Origin of the sequence: Shewanella corallii, assembly GCF_023349125.1 — a bacterium.
GTDB lineage: Bacteria > Pseudomonadota > Gammaproteobacteria > Enterobacterales > Shewanellaceae > Shewanella > Shewanella corallii.
The window spans coordinates 287274-308018 of the sequence record NZ_JAKIKT010000007.1 but is presented as its reverse complement, the minus strand read 5'-3'; the positions used below and the strand labels follow the sequence as shown (position 1 = coordinate 308018).

General features: G+C 51.4%; 19 protein-coding genes and 1 pseudogene. 12 read left to right on the top strand and 8 right to left on the bottom strand.

The window, feature by feature from the left end:
• Nucleotides 1-16: 16 nt before the first annotated feature.
• From L2725_RS17655 to rnm, 6 genes are all read right to left on the bottom strand, one after another.
• Nucleotides 17-943, bottom strand: coding sequence for an exo-alpha-sialidase (locus L2725_RS17655; RefSeq protein WP_249250171.1), 927 nt, complete (start codon nucleotides 941-943; stop codon nucleotides 17-19).
• 134 nt (nucleotides 944-1077) lie between these two features.
• Nucleotides 1078-1956, bottom strand: a complete 879-nt coding sequence (gene rluB, locus L2725_RS17650; RefSeq protein WP_248935821.1) for a 23S rRNA pseudouridine(2605) synthase RluB — start codon at nucleotides 1954-1956, stop codon at nucleotides 1078-1080.
• Complete coding sequence (gene scpB, locus L2725_RS17645) at nucleotides 1949-2542, bottom strand: SMC-Scp complex subunit ScpB (protein WP_249250169.1); 594 nt, start codon at nucleotides 2540-2542, stop codon at nucleotides 1949-1951. Before scpB ends, rluB begins: the two co-directional genes overlap by 8 nt.
• Complete coding sequence (locus L2725_RS17640; RefSeq protein WP_249250167.1) at nucleotides 2542-3330, bottom strand: segregation and condensation protein A; 789 nt, start codon at nucleotides 3328-3330, stop codon at nucleotides 2542-2544. Before L2725_RS17640 ends, scpB begins: the two co-directional genes overlap by 1 nt.
• A 70-nt stretch (nucleotides 3331-3400) precedes the next feature.
• On the bottom strand, nucleotides 3401-4021 hold the full coding sequence (locus tag L2725_RS17635) for an L-threonylcarbamoyladenylate synthase (protein WP_248935823.1): 621 nt from the start codon (nucleotides 4019-4021) through the stop codon (nucleotides 3401-3403).
• Nucleotides 4018-4878, bottom strand: coding sequence for an RNase RNM (gene rnm / locus L2725_RS17630; protein WP_248935824.1), 861 nt, complete (start codon nucleotides 4876-4878; stop codon nucleotides 4018-4020). Before rnm ends, L2725_RS17635 begins: the two co-directional genes overlap by 4 nt.
• A 515-nt stretch (nucleotides 4879-5393) precedes the next feature.
• On the opposite strand from rnm, the gene L2725_RS17625 reads away from it, so the two are divergent.
• The 12 genes and pseudogenes from L2725_RS17625 (at nucleotide 5394) to xthA (ending at nucleotide 19513) form a co-directional block, all read left to right on the top strand.
• The gene (locus L2725_RS17625) at nucleotides 5394-6974 is read left to right on the top strand and encodes an anthranilate synthase component 1 (RefSeq protein WP_249250166.1); all 1581 of its coding nucleotides are present in this window, start codon (nucleotides 5394-5396) and stop codon (nucleotides 6972-6974) included.
• A complete protein-coding gene (locus L2725_RS17620) occupies nucleotides 6971-7573 on the top strand; it encodes an aminodeoxychorismate/anthranilate synthase component II (RefSeq protein ID WP_249250165.1) in 603 nt (200 codons plus the stop codon). Before L2725_RS17625 ends, L2725_RS17620 begins: the two co-directional genes overlap by 4 nt.
• Complete coding sequence (trpD, locus tag L2725_RS17615; RefSeq protein WP_249250164.1) at nucleotides 7573-8649, top strand: anthranilate phosphoribosyltransferase; 1077 nt, start codon at nucleotides 7573-7575, stop codon at nucleotides 8647-8649. The genes L2725_RS17620 and trpD overlap by 1 nt, the downstream gene beginning before the upstream one ends.
• Nucleotides 8646-10037 (top strand): bifunctional indole-3-glycerol-phosphate synthase TrpC/phosphoribosylanthranilate isomerase TrpF, encoded by a 1392-nt coding sequence (gene trpCF / locus L2725_RS17610; protein WP_249250163.1) that lies wholly within the window; start codon nucleotides 8646-8648, stop codon nucleotides 10035-10037. The genes trpD and trpCF overlap by 4 nt, the downstream gene beginning before the upstream one ends.
• A gap of 153 nt (nucleotides 10038-10190) precedes the next feature.
• Nucleotides 10191-11438, top strand: a complete 1248-nt coding sequence (gene trpB, locus L2725_RS17605) for a tryptophan synthase subunit beta (protein ID WP_249250162.1) — start codon at nucleotides 10191-10193, stop codon at nucleotides 11436-11438.
• Between the two features lie 17 nt (nucleotides 11439-11455).
• Nucleotides 11456-12256 (top strand): tryptophan synthase subunit alpha, encoded by an 801-nt coding sequence (gene trpA / locus L2725_RS17600; protein ID WP_249250160.1) that lies wholly within the window; start codon nucleotides 11456-11458, stop codon nucleotides 12254-12256.
• Between the two features lie 153 nt (nucleotides 12257-12409).
• Nucleotides 12410-13276 carry an AraC family transcriptional regulator gene (locus L2725_RS17595; protein ID WP_249250158.1) on the top strand — a complete coding sequence of 289 codons (867 nt, stop codon included), beginning with the start codon at nucleotides 12410-12412 and terminating at the stop codon, nucleotides 13274-13276.
• 174 nt (nucleotides 13277-13450) lie between these two features.
• Nucleotides 13451-15352 carry a monovalent cation:proton antiporter-2 (CPA2) family protein gene (locus tag L2725_RS17590; protein ID WP_249250156.1) on the top strand — a complete coding sequence of 634 codons (1902 nt, stop codon included), beginning with the start codon at nucleotides 13451-13453 and terminating at the stop codon, nucleotides 15350-15352.
• Nucleotides 15353-17242: 1890 nt separating this feature from the next.
• Nucleotides 17243-17704, top strand: a pseudogene (locus L2725_RS23415) (methyl-accepting chemotaxis protein); the annotation flags it as partial.
• A 149-nt stretch (nucleotides 17705-17853) separates the two neighbouring features.
• Nucleotides 17854-18399: a septation protein A gene (locus L2725_RS17580; protein WP_115137926.1), complete on the top strand. Its 546-nt coding sequence runs from the start codon at nucleotides 17854-17856 to the stop codon at nucleotides 18397-18399.
• Nucleotides 18399-18698, top strand: coding sequence for a YciI family protein (locus L2725_RS17575; RefSeq protein ID WP_249250154.1), 300 nt, complete (start codon nucleotides 18399-18401; stop codon nucleotides 18696-18698). The genes L2725_RS17580 and L2725_RS17575 overlap by 1 nt, the downstream gene beginning before the upstream one ends.
• A gap of 8 nt (nucleotides 18699-18706) precedes the next feature.
• On the top strand, nucleotides 18707-19513 hold the full coding sequence (gene xthA, locus L2725_RS17570) for an exodeoxyribonuclease III (RefSeq protein ID WP_248935834.1): 807 nt from the start codon (nucleotides 18707-18709) through the stop codon (nucleotides 19511-19513).
• 84 nt (nucleotides 19514-19597) lie between these two features.
• Here the strand turns inward: xthA and L2725_RS17565 are convergent, their stop codons facing one another.
• Together L2725_RS17565 and L2725_RS17560 are read right to left on the bottom strand one after the other, a co-directional pair.
• A complete protein-coding gene (locus L2725_RS17565; RefSeq protein WP_248935835.1) occupies nucleotides 19598-19870 on the bottom strand; it encodes a hypothetical protein in 273 nt (90 codons plus the stop codon).
• A gap of 223 nt (nucleotides 19871-20093) precedes the next feature.
• Nucleotides 20094-20645, bottom strand: coding sequence for a J domain-containing protein (locus tag L2725_RS17560; RefSeq protein WP_249250153.1), 552 nt, complete (start codon nucleotides 20643-20645; stop codon nucleotides 20094-20096).
• Nucleotides 20646-20745 lie beyond the last annotated feature (100 nt).

The window sequence follows — 20745 nt, the reverse complement described above, 5'->3', positions numbered from 1 at the left end:
CGGTTAGCCCGTTAGGTTAAGCCAAGGCAACCTTAGCAAAGTAGATATTGGTTTTACCTTCATGGGATGAGTAGTAGCTGATGTAGAGACTATTGCCTTCAAGCACCACTCCTGCGTAGCTGGTATCGCCGCCTGAGGGCAGTGTCAGATGCTCAGTGATCTTGCCACTGACTCTGTCGATTTCAACTATAGAAGTTCTGACGTTATCGTCATAGAGGCGCACTACGGCAAAAAGACGGGATTGCCATTCAAACATCACGGGGCCGCCGATACGGCAACTGAGCTCAAGCCAGTTCCACTCCTGATATGGAGCGTCGGCAGTCCCCAATAAACCGGTAAATTCCGGGCCCCATACCGGGTCGCGACGAAGTAAAATCTCAGCCTTACCATCTTCAAACAACATATCGGCTTCATTGACATAGCCGGATGAATTCAAGGGTGCGACAGTACACTCAAAATCAAGGCCATTATCGCTTTGATACAGGCGAACATCCCCTTCAGGGCCGCCTCGATAGGCTACGCCATAAAAGCCCGATTCATCCTGAGCTTGCCTTACCCGCCACAGCCAGTAGTTATTATCTGAAACGGTTATCTCAGGTTCGCTGAAATCAACACCATCAGTGCTTTGCCACACCCAGGACTCCAGACAGTTATGTGGATCAGCGCTGTCACTGCGGTCTACTGCTGCGCCATAAACCAATAATCTATCTTCCTGAGCCAATAGCTTTCCGTCCCGTAAATCCTTGCCTGGCATCTTGAGCAGGGCAATAGAATGCCAATCAACTCCATCATCAGAGCGAAGAATACGCAAGTCGGCCTCATCGCTCACATGGGCGCTGGCTTCGCGGAAAATACAGTAAAATTGGCCCTTAAAACGGCACAGGTCGGTAAAGGCGTTGTGCTCACCTTTATCCCAGATACAAGCAACAGACTGGAGTTTCATATTCATCCCTGGCAGACATTTGGACGCTCAAATAGCTTCGGCTCCTATTATCAGTCTGTCTGAAAAACAAAAAGGCCGCAAATGCGACCTTTTTAATCAACAGGATAAAGCCTTAAGCTTATCGTCAGCGGAGATTAGCTGCGCTGGCGACTTGGTTTTTGACGTGGCTTACCGGTTGTAGTTTTGTGCTTGCGTACCGCACGCTTAATCTTGGCACTGCGTACCTTGGCACGGGCAACACTGTGCTTGTCAGCGCCCAGCAAAGTACGGGTTTCAGGATCCATACCCGCCAACTGACGCAGATAGTTTACCTGCTCCAGTGGCAGCTCCATCCAACCGCCGCGAGGCAGTGTGGTTGGCAGCTCAATCATACCGTAGCGAACACGGATAAGACGGCTGACCTGGATCTCCTGAGATTCCCACAGGCGACGCACTTCACGGTTACGACCTTCACGCAGGCCTACGTGCCACCACTGGTTGATACCTTCACCACCGGCAGCCTTGATGTAATCAAACTGGGCCGGGCCATCTTCCAGCATCACGCCACCGCGCAAACGCTGCACGGCCGCTTCAGTGACTTCACCAAAGGTACGTACTGCGTATTCACGCTCAACTTCGTTGGATGGGTGCATCAAACGGTTGGCCAGTTCACCGTCAGAGGTAAACAGCAACAAACCTGAGGTGTTGATATCCAGACGACCTACAGCCACCCAGCGTGCATCACGCACCTTGGGCAGGCGGTCGAATACGGTAGGACGACCTTCTGGATCTTTACGGGAACAGATTTCACCTTCAGGCTTGTGGTAAGCCAATACACGACACACGATGTCGTCGGCAGACTTCAGAGAAACTGCACGACCATCGATACGTACCTTGGCGTCTGCCTCGATACGGTCACCCAAATTTGCGATTTGTCCGTCAACACTAACTCGTCCTGCAGCAATCCATGCCTCCATCTCACGACGGGAGCCATGGCCTGCGCGGGCCAAGACTTTCTGCAATTTTTCACTCATTAGTAGACTCTTCTAACTGCTCTGCTGCCTGCTCCCGGTTGGAAAACAGGGCAGCCAATGACTCAGGATCAGTCAGCGGGGGCAAATCCGCCAGGGTATCCAGGCCAAAGTATGATAAAAATTCCGTGGTGGTGGCATAGAGAACGGGTCTGCCCGCGACCTCTTTATGGCCCACAACACGGATCCAATTCCGTTCAGAGAGCACCTTGATGGTATGGCTGCCTACGGCGACGCCGCGAACCTGCTCAATATCTCCGCGGGTCACAGGTTGTCGGTAGGCAATCACAGCCAGTGTCTCCAGTGTCGCCCTTGAATATTTAGGCGCCTTTTCCTGCCAAAGTACCTGCAGGTAAGGACTGAGCTCTTCCCGGCTCTGGAATCGGTAGCCACCGGCGACTTTCACCAGTTGCACACCACGGGGAAGATAATCCTGCTGCAGCTCTTCTACTGCGGCCCGGATACGCTCTCTGGACACACTGAAAGGTGCCAGTACAGTTTCCCTCAGTTCCTTGAGGGTGATAGGTTTGGCCTGCACAAACAAACAGGCTTCAATCAGTTGCTTCAGCTGCTCGGCATTAATCTGCATCAGCGCGCCTTTACATAAATCATAGCCAGAGGTTCGCGCTGGTAAAGCTCCACCAGCAACTCTTTAACCAGCTCCATCAGTGCCAGAAAGGTCACCACGGCACCAGCTCTGCCCTCTTGCGCCTTAAACAGCGACGAAAAAGGGATAAAATTCTCGCCATCCAACATCGCCAGAATCTGGCTCATCCGCTCACGGGTGGAGAGGTTTTCCCGTTTCACCTCATGATGGGCGGTATGCTCAATGCGTTTAAGCACTCCGGCAAAGGCTCTGGCCAGTTCAGCCAGCGTCACGTCCGGCGGCAATATTTCGGGTTTTACCCCTGGCCCTACCTTGGCGTTGGCCTGAAACAGGTCCCGCTCCATTCGTGGCAGAGCATCCAGAGATTCAGAGGCATACTTAATCACCTCATAGGCTTTCAGCTGCTTAATCAGCTGGGCTCTTGGGTCCAGCTCCTCATCATCTTCTGTGACCATTTTGGGCAGCAACAAACGGGATTTAATCTCCGCCAACGTCGCCGCCATCACCAGATAGTCCGCCGCCAGCTCTACTCTGGCGTCGGTCAGCAAGGTGATATATTCCAGGTACTGAGCCGCAATCTGTTGCAGTGGCAAATCCACCACATCCAGTTTTTGCTTGCGGATCAGGTAAAGCAAGAGATCCAGCGGTCCTTCGAAGGCTTCCAGGAAAACTTCTAGCGCCTCCGGAGGAATAAACAGGTCTGCGGGCAGCTCGGATATTGGCTCGCCGCGAACAACAGCTAATGGTAAGACTTGTTGTACGCTCTGCATGAGCTCTCCAAAGTTAACCCGCAATCAGGCGTTTTATCGCCAAACGCGCGATTATACCTGCTATCTGAACTTAAAGAAATGGGGTCAGATCTCCAGCGCCTTCACGGATAATCTCCACTTCGCCTTCAGACAGATCCACCACGGTCGTTGGGTTCTCACCCAAATAACCGCCATGCACAATCGCATCGACCTGATGCTCCAGCATATCGCGAATTGCCTCAGGATCTGACTCGGTAAAATCCTGACCCGGCATAATCAAACTGGTGGACAGCATTGGCTCACCCAAGGCCTCCAGCAGTTCACGGGCAATCACATTGTCCGGCACACGAATACCGATAGTTTTGCGCTTATCGTTAAGCAGGCGCTTGGGAACTTCCTTGGTGCCTTTAAAGATAAAGGTGTAAGGCCCCGGGGTGCAGTGTTTAAGCAAGCGAAACGCCTGGTTGTCGACCCGGGCGTAATTGGAGAGCTCGGACAGATCCTGACACATCAGGGTAAAGTTGTGGTCATGCTTGATATTACGAATACGGGCAATACGTTCCATCGCACCTTTATCGCCAATCATGCAGCCCAGGGCATAACCCGAGTCAGTTGGATAAACAATAACACCACCGCTTTGAAGAATATTCACCGTTTGGCTAATCAAACGGGCCTGAGGATTGACCTCATGTACATAGAAAAACTGACTCATGATCTGGTTTCCCATTTTTCTGATTCCCAGACCCAGGAGAGTCCCTGAGGCCGGTACAAGTTTTTGCCCAGCTCGATCCATCGGCCGGGGAAATGAAAGTCGCTGCCCACAGAGGCCAGCAATCCCTTTTGAATACTGAGAGCTGCCAGATTGGTTCTGTCATCCAATGTCTGCTGTCCCATGACCACTTCCATGGCATCGCCACCGGCTTCTTTAAATTCTCTCAGCAAGCGTTTAAGCCATTTCGCCGAGAGTTTATAGGCACTTGGATGAGCCATCACAGCAACGCCGCCAGCGTCATGTATTATCTCGATCGCTGTGGGAATATCCGCCCAGTTATTGGGTACGTAGCCGGTTTTTCCCCGGGCAAGGAAGCGCTTGAATACCGCCATGGAGTCAGGTGCATGACCATGCTCCACCAAAAAACGGGCAAAGTGACCACGACTGATGGCGGCATCCCCAGCCAGTGATTTAGCCCCCTCATAGGCGCCTTCAATGCCAGCTTTGGCTAACCGCACACCTATCTCACGGGCACGTTCTTCTCTCAAGCTCCGTTGATTTTCCAGAAAATCCAGCAGTGGCTGATGGTGAATATCGACATTCAGTCCCACTACGTGGATATCGAAGTGATTCCAACGGGTGGACACTTCAACGCCATTAATCAAATTAAGAGGCTCACTTTGGGCATTATTGTATTGGTGAGCTTCACCCAAGCCGTCAACGGTATCGTGATCGGTAATTGCCAGCATTTGCACGCCCTGCTCAATCGCACGGGCAACCAGGTCCGCTGGAGCCAGACGGCCATCGGATGCTGTGGTATGGCTGTGTAAATCAGCCAGTAAGGTATCTGTTGTCATGGTGGCAATTGTACTCTTTTCTTTCAGGAAAAGCGCGAACTTAGCTAATGTCAGGCAAACTCACTAAAGCCGGTCACAGCTAGACTGCACAAATATCGGGGTCGCAGTGTAATTGCGGTAGCAGATACTCAGAGTTCAGATGGTAAATATCAGGTCTGTTTTACAGGCAAAGCTTGCCAAAATCCCACTTTGCCGAAGAAAAAAGCAGTTATCGTTAAAAATGAGCATTATTCAATTGACAAAGTTTCCACGATTGGTTTTTCTATAGGGCATAGACAACAGAGATGACACGTTAAATGAACAAGCATACTTTCATCGTTAACAATAACTGGTGGTGGCACTATCCAACTTGCGGGTAGTGTGTTGTGCTGCACTCATTTAACTGAGACAGAATTCGACAAAAGGCCCGCACAATGCGGGCCTTTTTTGTATCTGAGTTAAATCTGCATCTACAAAAAGACCCGCAAGGCAGCAGGTCAAAAGGTCAGCAAGACTGGCGAAAACAGGATAGACAGATGAAAAACACAGAAAATACGGGACTCCCTACATTTCCCGACGTTTTTACCCAAAAGCAGGCGATCAGCTATCACAGTGATCCGCTGAGTCTATACCAGCATTTGTGCAATGACAGCGCCAACACCCTGCTGCTGGAATCTGCCGAAATCGACACCAAGGATCATTTAAAAAGCCTGGTGATGACAGATGCGGCTCTGATGATCCGCGCCGATGGCTACCGCTTAACCTTCACCGCCTTAAGTGGCAATGGCCGCGCCCTGTTCGCCCCCATAGCCGCTTACTTCAACACTGAGCAGTTCCCGGGCTCGAGCAAGAGCGAAAACGGTGACACACTGACAGTGACTTTGGTGCGGCCAACCGGCGTCATGGATGAAGACTCCCGCTTAAAAGCCTGTTCGCCACTGGAAGGGCTGCGGATGCTGGTCAAAGAGATAGGCGGCGTGGATGCCTTTGAAGATCTCTTCCTCGGCGGCGTGCTGGCCTATGACCTGATAGATACGGTCGAACCCCTACCTGCCACTGCCAATGGCGCCAACCACTGTCCTGATTACCTCTTCTACCTTGCTGAAACCCTGCTGCTGATTGACCATCAACAAGCGTCTGCTGAACTGATTACCCATGCTTTCACCCGTGACGATCTGGTCCTCGGTAAGCTGGCCAATCGCACCGCCAACCTTATCGACAAAGCCAAAGCCCATTGCCCGGCCGAGGAAATCTATCCCGTCACAGCCGAACTGAGCGTGAATATCAGCGACAGTGATTTCTGTTCCAAGGTTGATGAACTAAAAGAGCACATTGTCGCCGGTGATATTTTCCAGGTAGTGCCTTCACGCCGTTTCAGCCTGCCCTGCCCAAATCCTCTTGGCGCTTACCGGGCGCTGCGGGCCAGCAACCCCAGCCCCTATATGTTTTATTTCCGTGGGCCAGATTTCACCCTGTTCGGCGCATCGCCGGAAAGTGCGCTGAAATATGAAGCACAGTCCAATCAGGTTGAGGTGTACCCCATTGCCGGTACCCGCCCCCGTGGCAAAGCACTCGACGGCAGTATTGATGCCGATTTGGACTCCCGCATTGAGCTTGAGCTCAGATTAGATAAGAAAGAGCTATCTGAACATCTGATGTTGGTGGACTTGGCCCGTAACGATATTGCGCGTATTGCTCGCGCCGGCAGCCGCAAAGTGGCCGAGCTTTTGAAAGTCGACCGCTACTCCCATGTGATGCATCTGGTAAGCCGGGTCACCGGAGAACTGAGAGATGACTTGGACGCCCTGCACGCCTATCAGGCCTGCATGAATATGGGCACACTTGTGGGCGCCCCCAAGGTCAGAGCCTCTCAGTTGGTACGTGAGTGTGAAGGTGAGCGTCGGGGCAGCTATGGCGGCGCAGTAGGTTACTTAAACGGCCTGGGTGATATGGATACCTGTATCGTTATTCGCAGCGCATTTGTTGCGAACGGCGTGGCGCATATTCAGGCCGGTGCCGGCGTAGTATTTGATTCCGTACCACAACTGGAAGCCGACGAAACAAGACAAAAGGCTCAGGCCGTTATCAATGCCATCAAGCAGGGAGGTGGCCTGTGAAACTCTATCTGCTGGATAACTTCGACTCCTTTACCTACAACCTGGTCGATCAATTCCGTTCCCTTGGCTGTGAAGTGGTGATCTACCGTAACGATATAGACGTGGACTTTCTGACGGACAAACTGCTGTCAGAGACCAATCCCACCGCCCTGATATTGTCTCCCGGTCCGGGAGCCCCTCATCAGGCTGGCTGCATGATGCAATTGCTGAATAAAGTTGCTGGCAAGTTACCCATTCTGGGGATTTGTCTGGGCCATCAGGCACTGGTTGAGCATTATGGCGGCACTGTGGGGCGTGCACCATTTGTGGTTCATGGCAAGGCGAGCAATATCATCCACAATGGCAACCCGTTATTTGATGGTCTGCCAACCCCGCTGCCGGTAGCCCGTTATCACTCTTTGGTGGCGACCTCGGTCCCGGATTGTCTGGAGATTATCGCCACTACAGATGAATTGCCTATGGCCATCGGTCATCAGCAGCATCCATCAGTGGGCTTCCAGTTCCACCCTGAGTCCATCTTAACCACTGCCGGTAGCCAGTTGCTGGTGCAAACACTCAATTACCTGAAGAGTCAGTCAGAAGTAAAAGGAGGCCTGTGATGGCACAATCTCAGCAAAGCCTGTTCGAACAAAAAGCCCTGCTGGAGCAGCTGTACCAGGGTCAAAGTCTGACTAAAGCCGAAAGCCAGTCACTGTTTGCCTCCCTCATTCAGGGCGAAATGAGCCAGGCCAATATCGCGGCTATGTTGATTGCCCTGAAGATGCGCGGCGAAACCATTGATGAAATAACCGGGGCCGCCAGCGCCCTGCGCGCCGCCGCCAGGCCTTTTCCAAAAACCGATGAGGTGTCCGGCATTATCGATATCGTAGGCACAGGTGGCGATGGCTACAACACAATCAATATCTCCACAACCGCCTCTTTTGTTGCAGCCGCCAGTGGCGCCAAGGTCGCCAAACATGGCAACCGCAGTGTGTCCAGTAAGTCAGGTTCATCGGATCTGCTGGCCAAGTTTGGTATCGATCTGACCATGTCCCCTGAAACTGCAGCCAAATGTCTGGAAGAGCTGGGCCTGTGTTTCCTGTTTGCCCCTCACTACCACGCAGGCGTCAAGCATGCGGTGCCTGTGCGTCAGGAGCTGAAAACCCGCACCCTGTTTAATATTCTGGGACCACTGATCAATCCTGCCAGCCCTGACTATATGCTGCTGGGTGTGTACACAGATGAATTGCTGGTGCCCATTGCAGAAACCCTCAAAGCGCTGGGAGTAAGCCGCGCCATGGTGGTTCATGGCAGCGGTCTGGATGAAGTCGCCCTGCATGGTGAGACGACCGTGGTTGAGCTTAAAGATGGTCAGCTTAATCAATACACATTGACCCCGGCAGACTTTGGCGTTGAAAGCGCTGAAATCAAAGATCTGGAAGGTGGAGAGCCGGAAGAGAATGCCGCTATCACTCAGGCAATTTTGCAGGGCAATGGCGAGCAGGCTCATACCAATGCCGTGGCCATCAATGCGGGTTGTGCCCTGTACCTGAGCGGTCTGGCCCCTTGCGTAAAAACCGGTACAGCTCAGGCACTGGCAACCCTGGAAAGCGGCAAAGCCTGGAGTTTGCTGCAGGAGTTAGCCAGCATCGATGACAACACCAAAGCCACTATCGCTCAGGAGAAGCAGGCATGAGCAATGTATTGACCCGAATTGTCGACACCAAGGCCGCACATATCGACGCCCTTAAAGCACGCTTTGGTGAAGCGCTTGAGCCCAAAATTTCAGACCGCAGCTTATATGATGCCCTGGCCGCCCCTGCTGCAGGCTTTATTCTGGAGTGTAAAAAGGCCAGCCCATCCAAAGGACTCATTCGTGATGACTTTGATGTGGCCCAAATCGCATCCATTTATCGCCGTCACGCCAGTGCGATTTCGGTGCTGACCGACGAAGAATTTTTCCAGGGAGATATGGCCTATATCCCTCAGGTACGGGAGTTAGTCCAACAGCCTATTTTGTGCAAAGACTTCTTTGTCTCTCCCTATCAGGTGCAACTGGCTGCCCATCAGGGAGCTGACGCTATCCTACTGATGCTCTCCGTGCTGGATGACCAGGAGTACAGGAGCCTGGCCGCGGAGGCTGCCAAATACCGTCTTGATATTCTGACCGAAGTCAGCAATGAACAGGAGCTTGAGCGCGCCATTGCCCTGGATGCCCGCATTATTGGTATCAATAACCGTAACCTGAGGGATCTGAGCACAGATCTGGCCACCACAGAGGAGCTTGCGCCACGCATTCCGGCGGGCACCCTGGTGATCAGCGAATCCGGCATCTACACCCATCAGGATGTTCGTCGCTTAAGTCCTCTGGTAGCTGGCTTCCTGGTAGGCAGTTCACTGATGGCTCAAGATGATCTGGATATGGCTTGCCGCAAACTTATTCGTGGCGAGCACAAAGTCTGCGGCCTGACCAGAATTGAAGATATGCAGGCCGCTGCCAGCTCAGGCGCAGTTTATGGCGGCATGATTTTCGCTGACAAATCCAAACGCAAAATCACCTTGGAGCAGGCCCAATCACTTGCAGCCGCCAATGCACAGGCTGAGCAAAAGCTGGCATTGGTTGGCGTATTTGTAAACCAGAGCCCAGAGCTGATTGCCGGGTACGCCAATCAGCTTGGGCTTACTGCGGTGCAGCTGCACGGTCAGGAAACCCCTTATGAAATCGCCCAGCTTAAAACGCTGCTGCCAGGCTCTGCACAAGTCTGGAAAGCAGTCAGTGTCAATACTGACTCAGGGGAAGTGGGCAACTGCCCGGATGAACTTATTCAAAGCTGTGATCGCCTGCTATATGACAGCAAGGGCCAATTGGGCTTTGGCGGTAGCGGCGAGCAGTTTGACTGGCAACAGAGCCTGCCAAATAAAAGCAGTGCAATGCTGGCAGGCGGCCTGAATGCGGGTAATGCCAGAGACGCAGATAGCGCAGGATTTCTGGCGCTGGATTTCAACTCAGGTCTTGAGTCCATGCCCGGCATCAAAGATCCGGAATTAATTGAGCAAGCCTTCAGCGCCCTGAGATTGTATTAGACGCTGAGCAAAACGAACCGAATAACAAATATCAATGAATTAAAGGCATAGCCAAATCGCCCAAGTTCAAGGAGAAAGCGCGGAGTTTATAAATCATAAATGAGCACTTTCGACAAAGAAATTGGGTGATATGGAAAGCCAAAAGGAAAAAAGATGAGTCACTTTAAATTAGATGCCTACTTTGGCGAATACGGCGGGGCCTTTGTACCGCAAATCCTGATGCCAGCTCTGGCACAACTGGAGCAAGCCTTTATTGACGCCATGGCGGACGACAGCTTCAAGGCAGAATTTATCGACCTTTTGAAAAACTATGCCGGTCGCCCAACAGCCCTGACCCTGACCAAGAACTTAAGCCCTAATCCGCTGGCGAAAATTTACCTTAAGCGTGAAGATCTGCTCCACGGCGGCGCCCATAAAACCAATCAGGTACTGGGTCAGGCTCTGCTGGCCAAGCGCATGGGCAAAAAAGAGATCATTGCCGAAACCGGCGCCGGTCAGCACGGCGTGGCTACTGCACTGGCCTGTGCGTTGCTCGGCCTTAAGTGTCGCGTCTACATGGGTGCCAAGGACGTTGAGCGCCAATCACCCAATGTATTCCGTATGAAGCTGATGGGCGCAGAGGTCATTCCTGTACATTCAGGCTCATCAACCCTGAAAGACGCCTGTAACGAGGCGCTGCGCGACTGGTCTGCCAGCTACGACGATGCCCACTATTTGCTGGGTACCGCCGCCGGTCCTCACCCTTTCCCCACTATTGTGCGTGAGTTCCAGCGGGTGATTGGCGAAGAAACCAAGAAACAAATTCTGGAAAAAGAAGGTCGCCTGCCCGACGTAGTTATCGCCTGTGTGGGTGGCGGCTCCAATGCCATAGGCATGTTTGCTGACTTTATCGATGAAACCTCAGTCCAGCTGATTGGCGTTGAACCCGCCGGTAAAGGAATAGATACAGATGAACACGGCGCGCCCCTGCACCATGGCAAGACCGGCATCTTCTTTGGCATGAAAGCCCCGCTGATGCAGGATGAAGATGGTCAGATTGAAGAGTCCTACTCAGTCTCTGCAGGTCTGGACTTCCCTTCTGTGGGGCCACAGCATGCCTTCCTGCACGCATCCGGCCGTGCACAGTACGGGTCTGCTACGGATGATGAAGCGCTGGAAGCTTTCCAGTTGCTGGCGCGCTCTGAAGGTATTATTCCCGCACTGGAGTCTGCCCACGCCCTGGCTTACGCCGTGAAAAAGGCCGAACAAGCCACAGAGGAAACCATTCTGGTGGTGAACCTGTCCGGTCGTGGCGACAAAGATATCTTCACTGTATCTGACATCCTTGAGCAACAAGCTCAGTCCAAAGTTGTTGTATCGGCATCAGCACAACAAGCCCAAGACAGTAAAGCAGGCCAATAAGGCGGCAGGAGCACACAATGACACGTTATCAAACAACCTTTGCCCGCCTACATGAACAGCAGCGCGGTGCATTCGTTCCCTTCGTGACCCTGGGCGATCCAAGCCCTGAGCTGTCACTGGCGATTATCGATACCCTGGTACAAAACGGCGCCGACGCGCTGGAACTGGGTTTCCCTTTCTCTGACCCTCTGGCCGATGGCCCTGTGATCCAGGGCGCCAATCTGCGTGCCCGCGCATCGGGAACGACGCCATCGGTTTGCTTTGAAATGCTGACCCAGGTACGCGCCAAATATCCACAATTACCTATCGGCCTGCTGGTCTATGCCAATCTGGTATACGCCAACGGTATGGATAACTTCTATGCCAAGGCCAAAGATGCCGGTGTCGACTCAGTTCTGATAGCTGATGTGCCGGTTGAAGAAGCCGGGCCGTTTATCGAATCAGCTAAAGCCCACGGTATTGCCCCTATCTTTATCGCGCCGCCCAATGCCGACAGCGAAACCCTCAAACGCGTCAGCGAAGCTGGCAGTGGGTACACTTACCTGCTGTCCCGCGCCGGGGTAACAGGTACAGACTCCAAAGCTGGCAAACCAGTGGGAGAAGTATTAAAAGCATTGGCAGAGTTTAATGCGCCGCCGCCACTGCTGGGCTTTGGCGTAAGTTCTCCGGATCAGGTTCGCGCCGCTATTGAGTCCGGTGCAGCCGGTGCCATTTCAGGCTCTGCTGTAGTGAAGATTATTGAGCAGCATCAAACTGAACCTGAAGTGATGCTGGCGAAACTTGCCGAATTTACCTCAGCCATGAAAGCCGCAAGCTGATAAAAGCGCTCAACTCAACCAATATAAAAGGAAGGCCGTGGCAACACCGCCTTCTTTTTTACTGACTGGCATCAGCAAGACCGCAATCCAGGTCAGGTTTTTAGGGAACAACAGCTGTAATTTATCCCTGTGTTTTAACTTAAGCAGGCCAGGATGACAAACAAAGGCAATATTCAAAGTAGGCTTGAACGTCTTATCAAGCAGCTGACTGAAGAGATCAGCAAAGACTGGTCTCTTGCAGATATGGCTGCAAGTACCTGTCTGTCCCGGTTTCACTTTCACCGGGTGTTTCAGGCTCAGCTCGGTTTGACACCTGCAGAGTATTTAAGACGTTTGCGACTTGAGCGCGCTGCCCACCAACTGACCTACCGGAAGCTCAGCGTGACCGACATCGCGCTGGATAATGGGTTTGAGTCGCTGGAAGGTTTCAGCCGGGCATTTAAGCAGCTCGTGGGAATGTCTCCCAGCGCATTCAGACGCACGCCTGAGTTCAAGTTCCTGACGGTCCTGCCCGACAATAACAGGGAAAAAAGCATGACCTCATACCCAGTAGAAGTCCGTCAATTTGAAAGTCAGTCAATCGCCCTCATGATGCATTCAGGGCCCCAGCAAATGCTGCCCCAAACTATCAGCCGCTTTATCAACTGGCGTCGTAAGGCTGGATGTATTCCTCCCGACAGCCGCACGTTCAACCTTATCTATGACGATCCATCGACCGTCCCACCTCAGCAGTTCAGATTCGGACTGGCTGCGGGAATCAAACATGGAAGCATTAAGGCAGATGCGCTTACTGATGACCCAGTACAGCTAATGGAATTCCCTAGAGCGCTTTGCGCCTGGATACCCTACACAGGTTCAGATAATGGTTTGGGTGATGCGGTAAACCAGCTCTATCAATGGCTCAATGACAGTGGCAGAGAGGCCGCTGACTTCCCCCTGTTTTTTGAACGCATAGCCTGGTTTCCCGAAGTCCCCGAACATATGAGCGAAACTCATATCTATCTGCCCCTCAAGTCTTAGCTCTGTGATTGGCGGTATTGAAAGCAATTGCGCTGACGCAAACTGATACAGCTTGATACATGATATAATCCCGCCGCTACCAAGGTAGCGGCGTTTTTCTGCCCGCAACTTCCTTCATTTCAGCTCCGACTTCACAGGAGCAATATCCGTGGGCTTTTCATCAGAGGAGAATTCATGACAGCTTATTTCCTGCAAGCTTTTATCTATTTGTGCGCGGCGGTGGTTGCCGTGCCATTGGCCAAACGACTGGGACTGGGCTCGGTGCTCGGGTATCTGGCAGCAGGGGTAATTATCGGCCCTGTGATTGGTCTGGTTGGGCAGGAAACTGTCGCCATTCAGCATTTCGCTGAGTTTGGCGTGGTCATGATGTTGTTTCTGGTGGGGTTGGAGCTGAACCCCAAATCACTGTGGGATATGCGACATAAATTGATCGGCCTGGGTGGTTTGCAAATGGGGCTGACCACGGCTGCGATTACCCTGATTGCCGTTGCCCTTGGTCAAACCTTTACCGTCGCGCTGAGCATAGGCCTTATCTTCTCACTGTCATCCACCGCCATTGTGCTGCAGACCTTCAACGAGAAAGGGCTCAACCGCACAGAAGGTGGACGAACGGCATTTTCGGTACTCCTGTTCCAAGATATCGCTGTTATCCCTATTCTGGCGCTGCTGCCTTTACTTGCGCTTCCTGAGTTGGTGGCCCAGGCGCAGCTTCAGGCCGCAGAGGCAGCTTCTCACTCTGAGCACTGGAATCTTGTTGCTGAGTTGCCGGGATGGGTCTACGCCATAGTGATAGTACTCACCATCACCGGGCTGGTGACTGCGGGTCACTACCTCAGCCGCCCCCTGTTCCGTTACGTGGCTGAATCCGGCCTGCGGGAGATTTTTACCGCCACCGCTCTGATGCTGGTGATTGGTATCGCAGCCCTGATGAGCCTGATTGGGCTGTCACCGGCATTGGGAACCTTCCTGGCTGGTCTGGTATTGGCCAACAGTGAGTTCCGCCATGAGCTGGAGTCAAACATAGAGCCCTTTAAAGGCCTGTTGTTGGGCCTCTTCTTTATCACGGTCGGCGCAGGCATAGACTTCAGCGTGTTGTGGCAAGACTTTGGGGCCATCATCGGCCTGACACTTGGTGTCATCCTGATTAAAGCTCTGGTACTGCTCTGCCTTACTTTAATTTTCAGAGTGAAATACAGCGACCGCTGGCTATTTTCTCTGTCACTGGCGCAAGCCGGTGAGTTTGGCTTTGTACTGCTGAATTACTCCCAACAAAACCATGTGCTGCCGACGGATTTAAGTCAGATGCTGGCGTTGGTGGTCACCTTCTCCATGTTCCTGACTCCCGCTCTGTTTATCTTTTTCGACAAAGTCATTCTGCCCCGATATGAGGCCGAAGCTGAGCAACGGGATGCAGATGATATTCAGGATCAGGCCAGTGTGATTATTGCCGGGATTGGACGCTTTGGTCAGATAGTCAACCGCATGTTAACGGCCAATAATATCAGGACTGTGATTCTGGACCACCAGCCAAGCCAGATAGATTTGATGCGGCAAATCAAAATTAAAGGCTATTTCGGCGATGCTACCCGTCCGGACTTGCTGCATACCGCAGGAATAGAAGCCGCCAAACTGCTGGTGATCGCCATTGACGATAAAGACAGAGCTGTGGAACTGGTCACCTACGTTAAACATCACTACCCACAAGTTAAAGTGCTGGCCCGGGCCTACGACAGAGGCCATCTTTATGCGCTGCAACTTGCCGGCGCGGATATGGTGATCAGTGAAACCTTCCTTTCTGCAGTACAAATGGGCACAGAGGCATTAAAGGTAGTGGGTATGCCTGCTCCCAAAGCCGATATGATGCGCGATGCCTTTGTTCGCCGGGAGCAACAGAGTAAAGAGGTGCTCTACCAAACCTGGAAAGCAGGTGCAGATGACAACAGGTTCAGCAATACCCATTATCGCGATCTCTTCCTGCAACTTGAGGAAACCATGAAACAGGCGATGGAAGATGAAAAAGCCAGCTATCGAAAAGCGCAACAGCAGCAAGACCTGCCCCGCTGTGATCTTGAGTAGCTGAAGTACCGGTCCGGGGATACCAGCCTGAAGCTCAGGCTGGTTTCCTCTGGTTGGATTGAGAACCCCTGCCAATAAAAATTTCTTCAAAACATTCGGTAAACACTGGATTACACCTTCAAGATCGAGAAAAACCATCTGGTAAACAAAAAACAACACCCAGCAAAGGTGTTTTTCACCTTTTAAAATTATATTTTTAACATTTGGCCTTGCGACTGCTTTGGTCATTTAATATACTGCGCGCAACTTTTAATCCGGCAGCGAGAAAAACAATGAGCGCAGACACTTTTGCATACATGGTAGGTGGTTTCTTTTCCTTGATAGTTGTGATGAGCCTGATGGTTGGCGTCTATCTGGATAACTGTAAAAATCAGGAAAAGTAAGCTTTCATTGTAGAAATACGCCAGATCTCTGCCGGGCACAAAAATGTCCGGCTCCATCCTCGCTTTCCCCATTACTTATCTGCAACTTTACACTGACTAAGTGAATACCTATTCATCAGCCAGCCCCTCTTCCGGGCAAACTTTCCCGGATTGAACTAAACTCATGGTTATTAAAAGAAAGCTAACTACCTAAAGGGAACAGGTTTAAATCGGTTTCTTTACCTGAATCTGTACGCCCTTTATTTGTTGTCCTGCACAATGGACTGAATGAAACATGATGACAGCCAAAGCTAAGGCACTGTTATTTATATTCATTATGCTTATCTTCGGGTTGGCAGGTACTGCTGCCCACTATTGGTGGTCACTCCAATCCCTTAAATCTCAATTCAACCAGATCTCCACCCTTCAGCAGCAAGTATCAAAATTACCTCAACCTCAGCCCCAGGCGTCCGGGACGGATGAATATGCAGTGCAAGTTCCAAAAGATATTCCACAAGCATTGCAGGAGCTTGCTCCCGAACAATGGCAGCATTCCGGCCAGTTATTTGATCAATACCAGTTGTTATCCCTTAATCTGGGAGAAAAACAGCAGCAGCTGGACTTTGTGAAAGGTCAGGCAGTGCCGCAGGCTGCAGATGCGCTGGTCACCATGCTGGATACCATCACCAAAGATGCCAGGGCGGACAACGATATTATCTCTCTCTACTACAGCAACCGGGTTCAAAGCCAGATACGATGGGATAGTTATCAATACAGATCTGTCAGCGAATCAAATGAGGAGAATCAACTAGCCGGAGAAAAAAAGCTGGCCATAGCCCTGATGGCTACGGATAAACCTCAGCAACAACAGGCGTTGAATAAAGCCCTTACCCGCTACCACTTGAGTCATTCGCAAGCCCAATCATTAATAGTGGAAGTGGCGGAACTGAAACTAAAGCACGCGCAAAGTGAACAACAGCTGTTGTGGGCTTTTGATACTGCGCAGCAAGTTACCGAACTGAGATTGTCGACCCGCGCCAGAGCGGTTCTTGAGCAGTCGCAGCATGCAATGCACAGCCTTAATCTCACACTGGTTATCAGCTTAGTACTGGCCCTGGCTGCCAGCCTGCTTTGGTGGAGAAGCAGCCTCAGCGGCAAACAAACAGCAGAGGACTATAAACAGCAAGAGGGGCGAATGAGTGAGATACAAAATCAGCTTAAAACGCTGCAAGACGTTCAACAACAGCATCAGGTATACAGGCAAAGTTGTGAGCAGGCGATGCAGCGGCTGAATGAAATCGTACGCAGCAGTGACTGGACGCTTCCCTCTTCTCCTCAACTGATAACCCCTGACACCTCAGAGCTTGAATCCAGGGTGCAGACACTGTCCCAACTGGTGCAAACCTTAACCACGCAGCTTGAAGAGTTGGCGGTATCTAAACCCACAAATGATGTGAACCACCAATCCGATTGCGCAGCCAAACTTCTGGACAGCTGCCAAAAAATGACACAGATGCTGAAGGACAATCAGGCAATCGCAGAGCAAACCAATATGCTGGCGCTTAATGCTGCCATCGAAGCCGCCCGGGCCGGAGAGATGGGCAGAGGTTTCGCCGTAGTGGCAGATGAAGTCAGAGCACTGGCTACCCGCTCGGGCAATAACAGTAACCTGGCTCAGGATGTTCTGAGTGAGCTTGCGGCGCAGGCTGAAGTGTTGCAGCAGTTGGAGCCTGAAAGCCCCCTTACCACAGTCGATACCCGACAAAGTCAGGCAGTATTGCAGCATTTGACATCAGAGCTGGACAACCTGAGTCAGGCATTGGAGTCAATGAATCGCTCCGCCAAGCTCAGTGAACAGCAAACTGAATCCGTCCCCCAAATTCATCCCGCGGCGGGAGAACTGCAAGCCGAATTGGCGCGTTGGGACAAACAGATATCCTCAGAGGCGACACAGGCCACCGCAGCCACGGAGCTCAGAGCACAAAGGTAAGCCAGAGAGCCAGCTATACTCCCCTTTAATGCCAGCCGGGAATAGATTGTTACAATCCCCGATATCATGGGCTTCAGCCCACATTTGCCTGTAAACTCTGCCGTGCTAAACTCGGGCTCCATACTTAATAATTACATCTTGATTTACCCATGAAGCAGTTACTGGATTTTCTCCCACTAGTCATATTTTTCGCCTTCTATAAGTTCTACGACATTTACACGGCGACCGGCGTACTGATTGCGGCAACAGCAGTACAGATTGGACTTACCTATGCCATCTATAAAACCGTAGAGAAGATGCACCTGATCACTTTCGCCCTGGTCACAGTTTTCGGCACCCTGACACTGGTGTTCCACGATGACGCCTTTATCAAGTGGAAGGTCACCATAGTTTATGCACTGTTTGCCTCAGCGCTGATTGTTGGCCAGTTCATCAATAAACCCATTTTGAAAAGCATGCTGGGCAAAGAGATGAAGCTGGACGATGCCATTTGGGCAAAGGCGACCTGGTATTGGGTTGGCTTCTTTGTTGTCTGCGGTCTGGCCAATATCTATGTGGCTTTCTATATGTCTCAGGACACCTGGGTAAACTTTAAAGTATTTGGATTAACGGCATTGACCCTGGTAAATACAGTGGCCACTGTGTTCTACCTGTTTAAACACCTGCCGGAAGATCAGAAAAAGGAACTCAAATAATGTGGTATATGATTTCATCCCAGGATGTGGAAAACAGCCTGGAAAAGCGTATGTCTGCGCGCCCGGCTCACCTGGCCAGACTTCAGCAATTGGCGGATGAAGGCCGCCTGATGTTAGCTGGACCTCACCCGGCTATCGACAGCGAGAACCCTGGGGAAGCTGGTTTCACAGGTTCATTGGTGGTTGCCGAGTTCGCCTCTCTGGAAGCCGCACAAAGCTGGGCCGATGAAGACCCTTATATTGCCGCCGGCGTTTATCAAAGCGTTATAGTCAAACCTTTCAAACCAGTGCTGCCCTGAGAATAACTATGAAAATTGTATCGTTTAATATTAATGGTCTGCGTGCCCGACTACACCAGCTGCAAGCTTTGATTGACGCTCACCAGCCAGACATCATCGGCCTGCAGGAAACCAAGGTTCACGATGAAGCCTTTCCCGCTGAAGATGTGGAAGCCATGGGCTACAAGGTTCACTACCATGGTGGTAAAGCGCACTATGGAGTGGCCATGCTGTCAAAGGCTGAGCCAGAATCCGTCCAGAAAGGCTTTCCCACTGATGAAGAAGATGCTCAGCGTCGTATGATCATGGGTAAATTCAAGCAAGCTGATGGCCGCACTCTGACAGTACTGAACGGTTACTTCCCTCAGGGTGAGAACATCAACCACGAGACCAAGTACCCGGCCAAGCGCAAGTTCTACAAAGACCTGATGCAGTATCTGAATGAACACCACAGTAGCGACGAAGATATTGTGGTGATGGGTGATATCAATATTTCGCCACTGGATTTGGATATTGGTATTGGTGATGCCAACGCCAAGCGCTGGTTGAAGACAGGTAAATGCAGCTTCCAACCTGAAGAGCGTGAGTGGCTTAAGACACTGCTGGACTGGGGCTTTGAAGATACCTTCCGCAAACTGCACCCGGATATGACAGAGCGTTACTCTTGGTTTGACTATCGCAGTAAAGGTTTCGATGACAACCGCGGCCTGCGCATTGATGTGATCCTGGCTACCCCATCATTTGCAGCCAAAGCGACAGGGGCTGATGTGGACTACGTGCTGCGTGGTATCGACAAACCTTCAGACCACGCACCTATCTGGACTGAATTTAAGTAAAGTCTTACTGGTTTACTGAACCCGAAATAAAAAATCCGATGAACCTGTGTCATCGGATTTTTTTGTATGGGCAGTTAACCGGGGTTACTTGTTGCTGGCAGCACAACTGTCACAGCACTTGTGCCATTGCGGGAACTGCTCCATATATTGTTCAGGTGTCAGGGATTTCAGATCCGCAGGCAGCTTCACATCAAAGTGCTTTTCGCAGTTTGAATTCTGAGCATGGTAAAGGGGGCACCTTACGTCGTCATACCATCTCAGCCTTTCACCTGTCAGCTCTGGGCTGACGGAATTATTAAAAGAGGATTTTGCGTCAGCAACCTGCTGACCATTTGCATAGGCGGTTTGGCCTGTCATTCTGCAATTCCTTCAGTCATAAATTTCGTGCTGCACTACAACATTCATCCGACACAGAATCAAGAAATCTGAAATCTGAACTGTGTACATTCAGATTTCCACCGCCCAAAATGACAACAACGCCCGTATCATCAAATTTACACAGAGGTTAATCATTGCCCCGAAAGCCCATGAAACCGTCGATAATGACAGCTGACCAATAACCTGCCGCCACAATCAGCTATCACTGAAGTAACAGATTAATTCCCATCCATGAAACCAGCCAGGTGAGATTGGCAATCCAAAAGAGACGTTTGAAGTTCACTTTTTGGGCTGCGCCATTTACTGACTCAGATTGGCCTGCCATCAGTTCCGTCGCAATGCTACGCACTATATTGGCCGCGCCCAAATACTCACGGGAACTCAGCAATTCTCGCCGGAAAGCCATTGAAAGTGTCGGAGACAGGCTCTTTAAGCTGGTTTCCAGCAGACGCACTTCCGGATAGCTGGACTCAATACTGACCCAATCTTCATAGCTGCGGCGCTCGCTGTATTGCAAGTCATGGGTGTTGATAAACAGCGCCTTGTAAGACTCATCATAGGCCAGTCTGAGTTCAGGTTGTGACAATACCCTGTAAGCTTCGTTGATATCCTGCAACATCAATCCGGCAAATACAGGAGAGCCCCTGAAACCGGCATCAGCATAATGGGCATGACGGATTTGATAAGCTGTTTCAATCTGGGACTGAGTAGCACCTAAATCGATTTTCAGGGTGAGGTAGTGGTTGTTGTTCATTGTTACTTCATATCAATAACAGGATTCGGGCAATAACCACTCCATTCCCCAGGCCTGTCTGCTACATATTCACTGCCATCCCGGCAGTGTACTGTTCTTC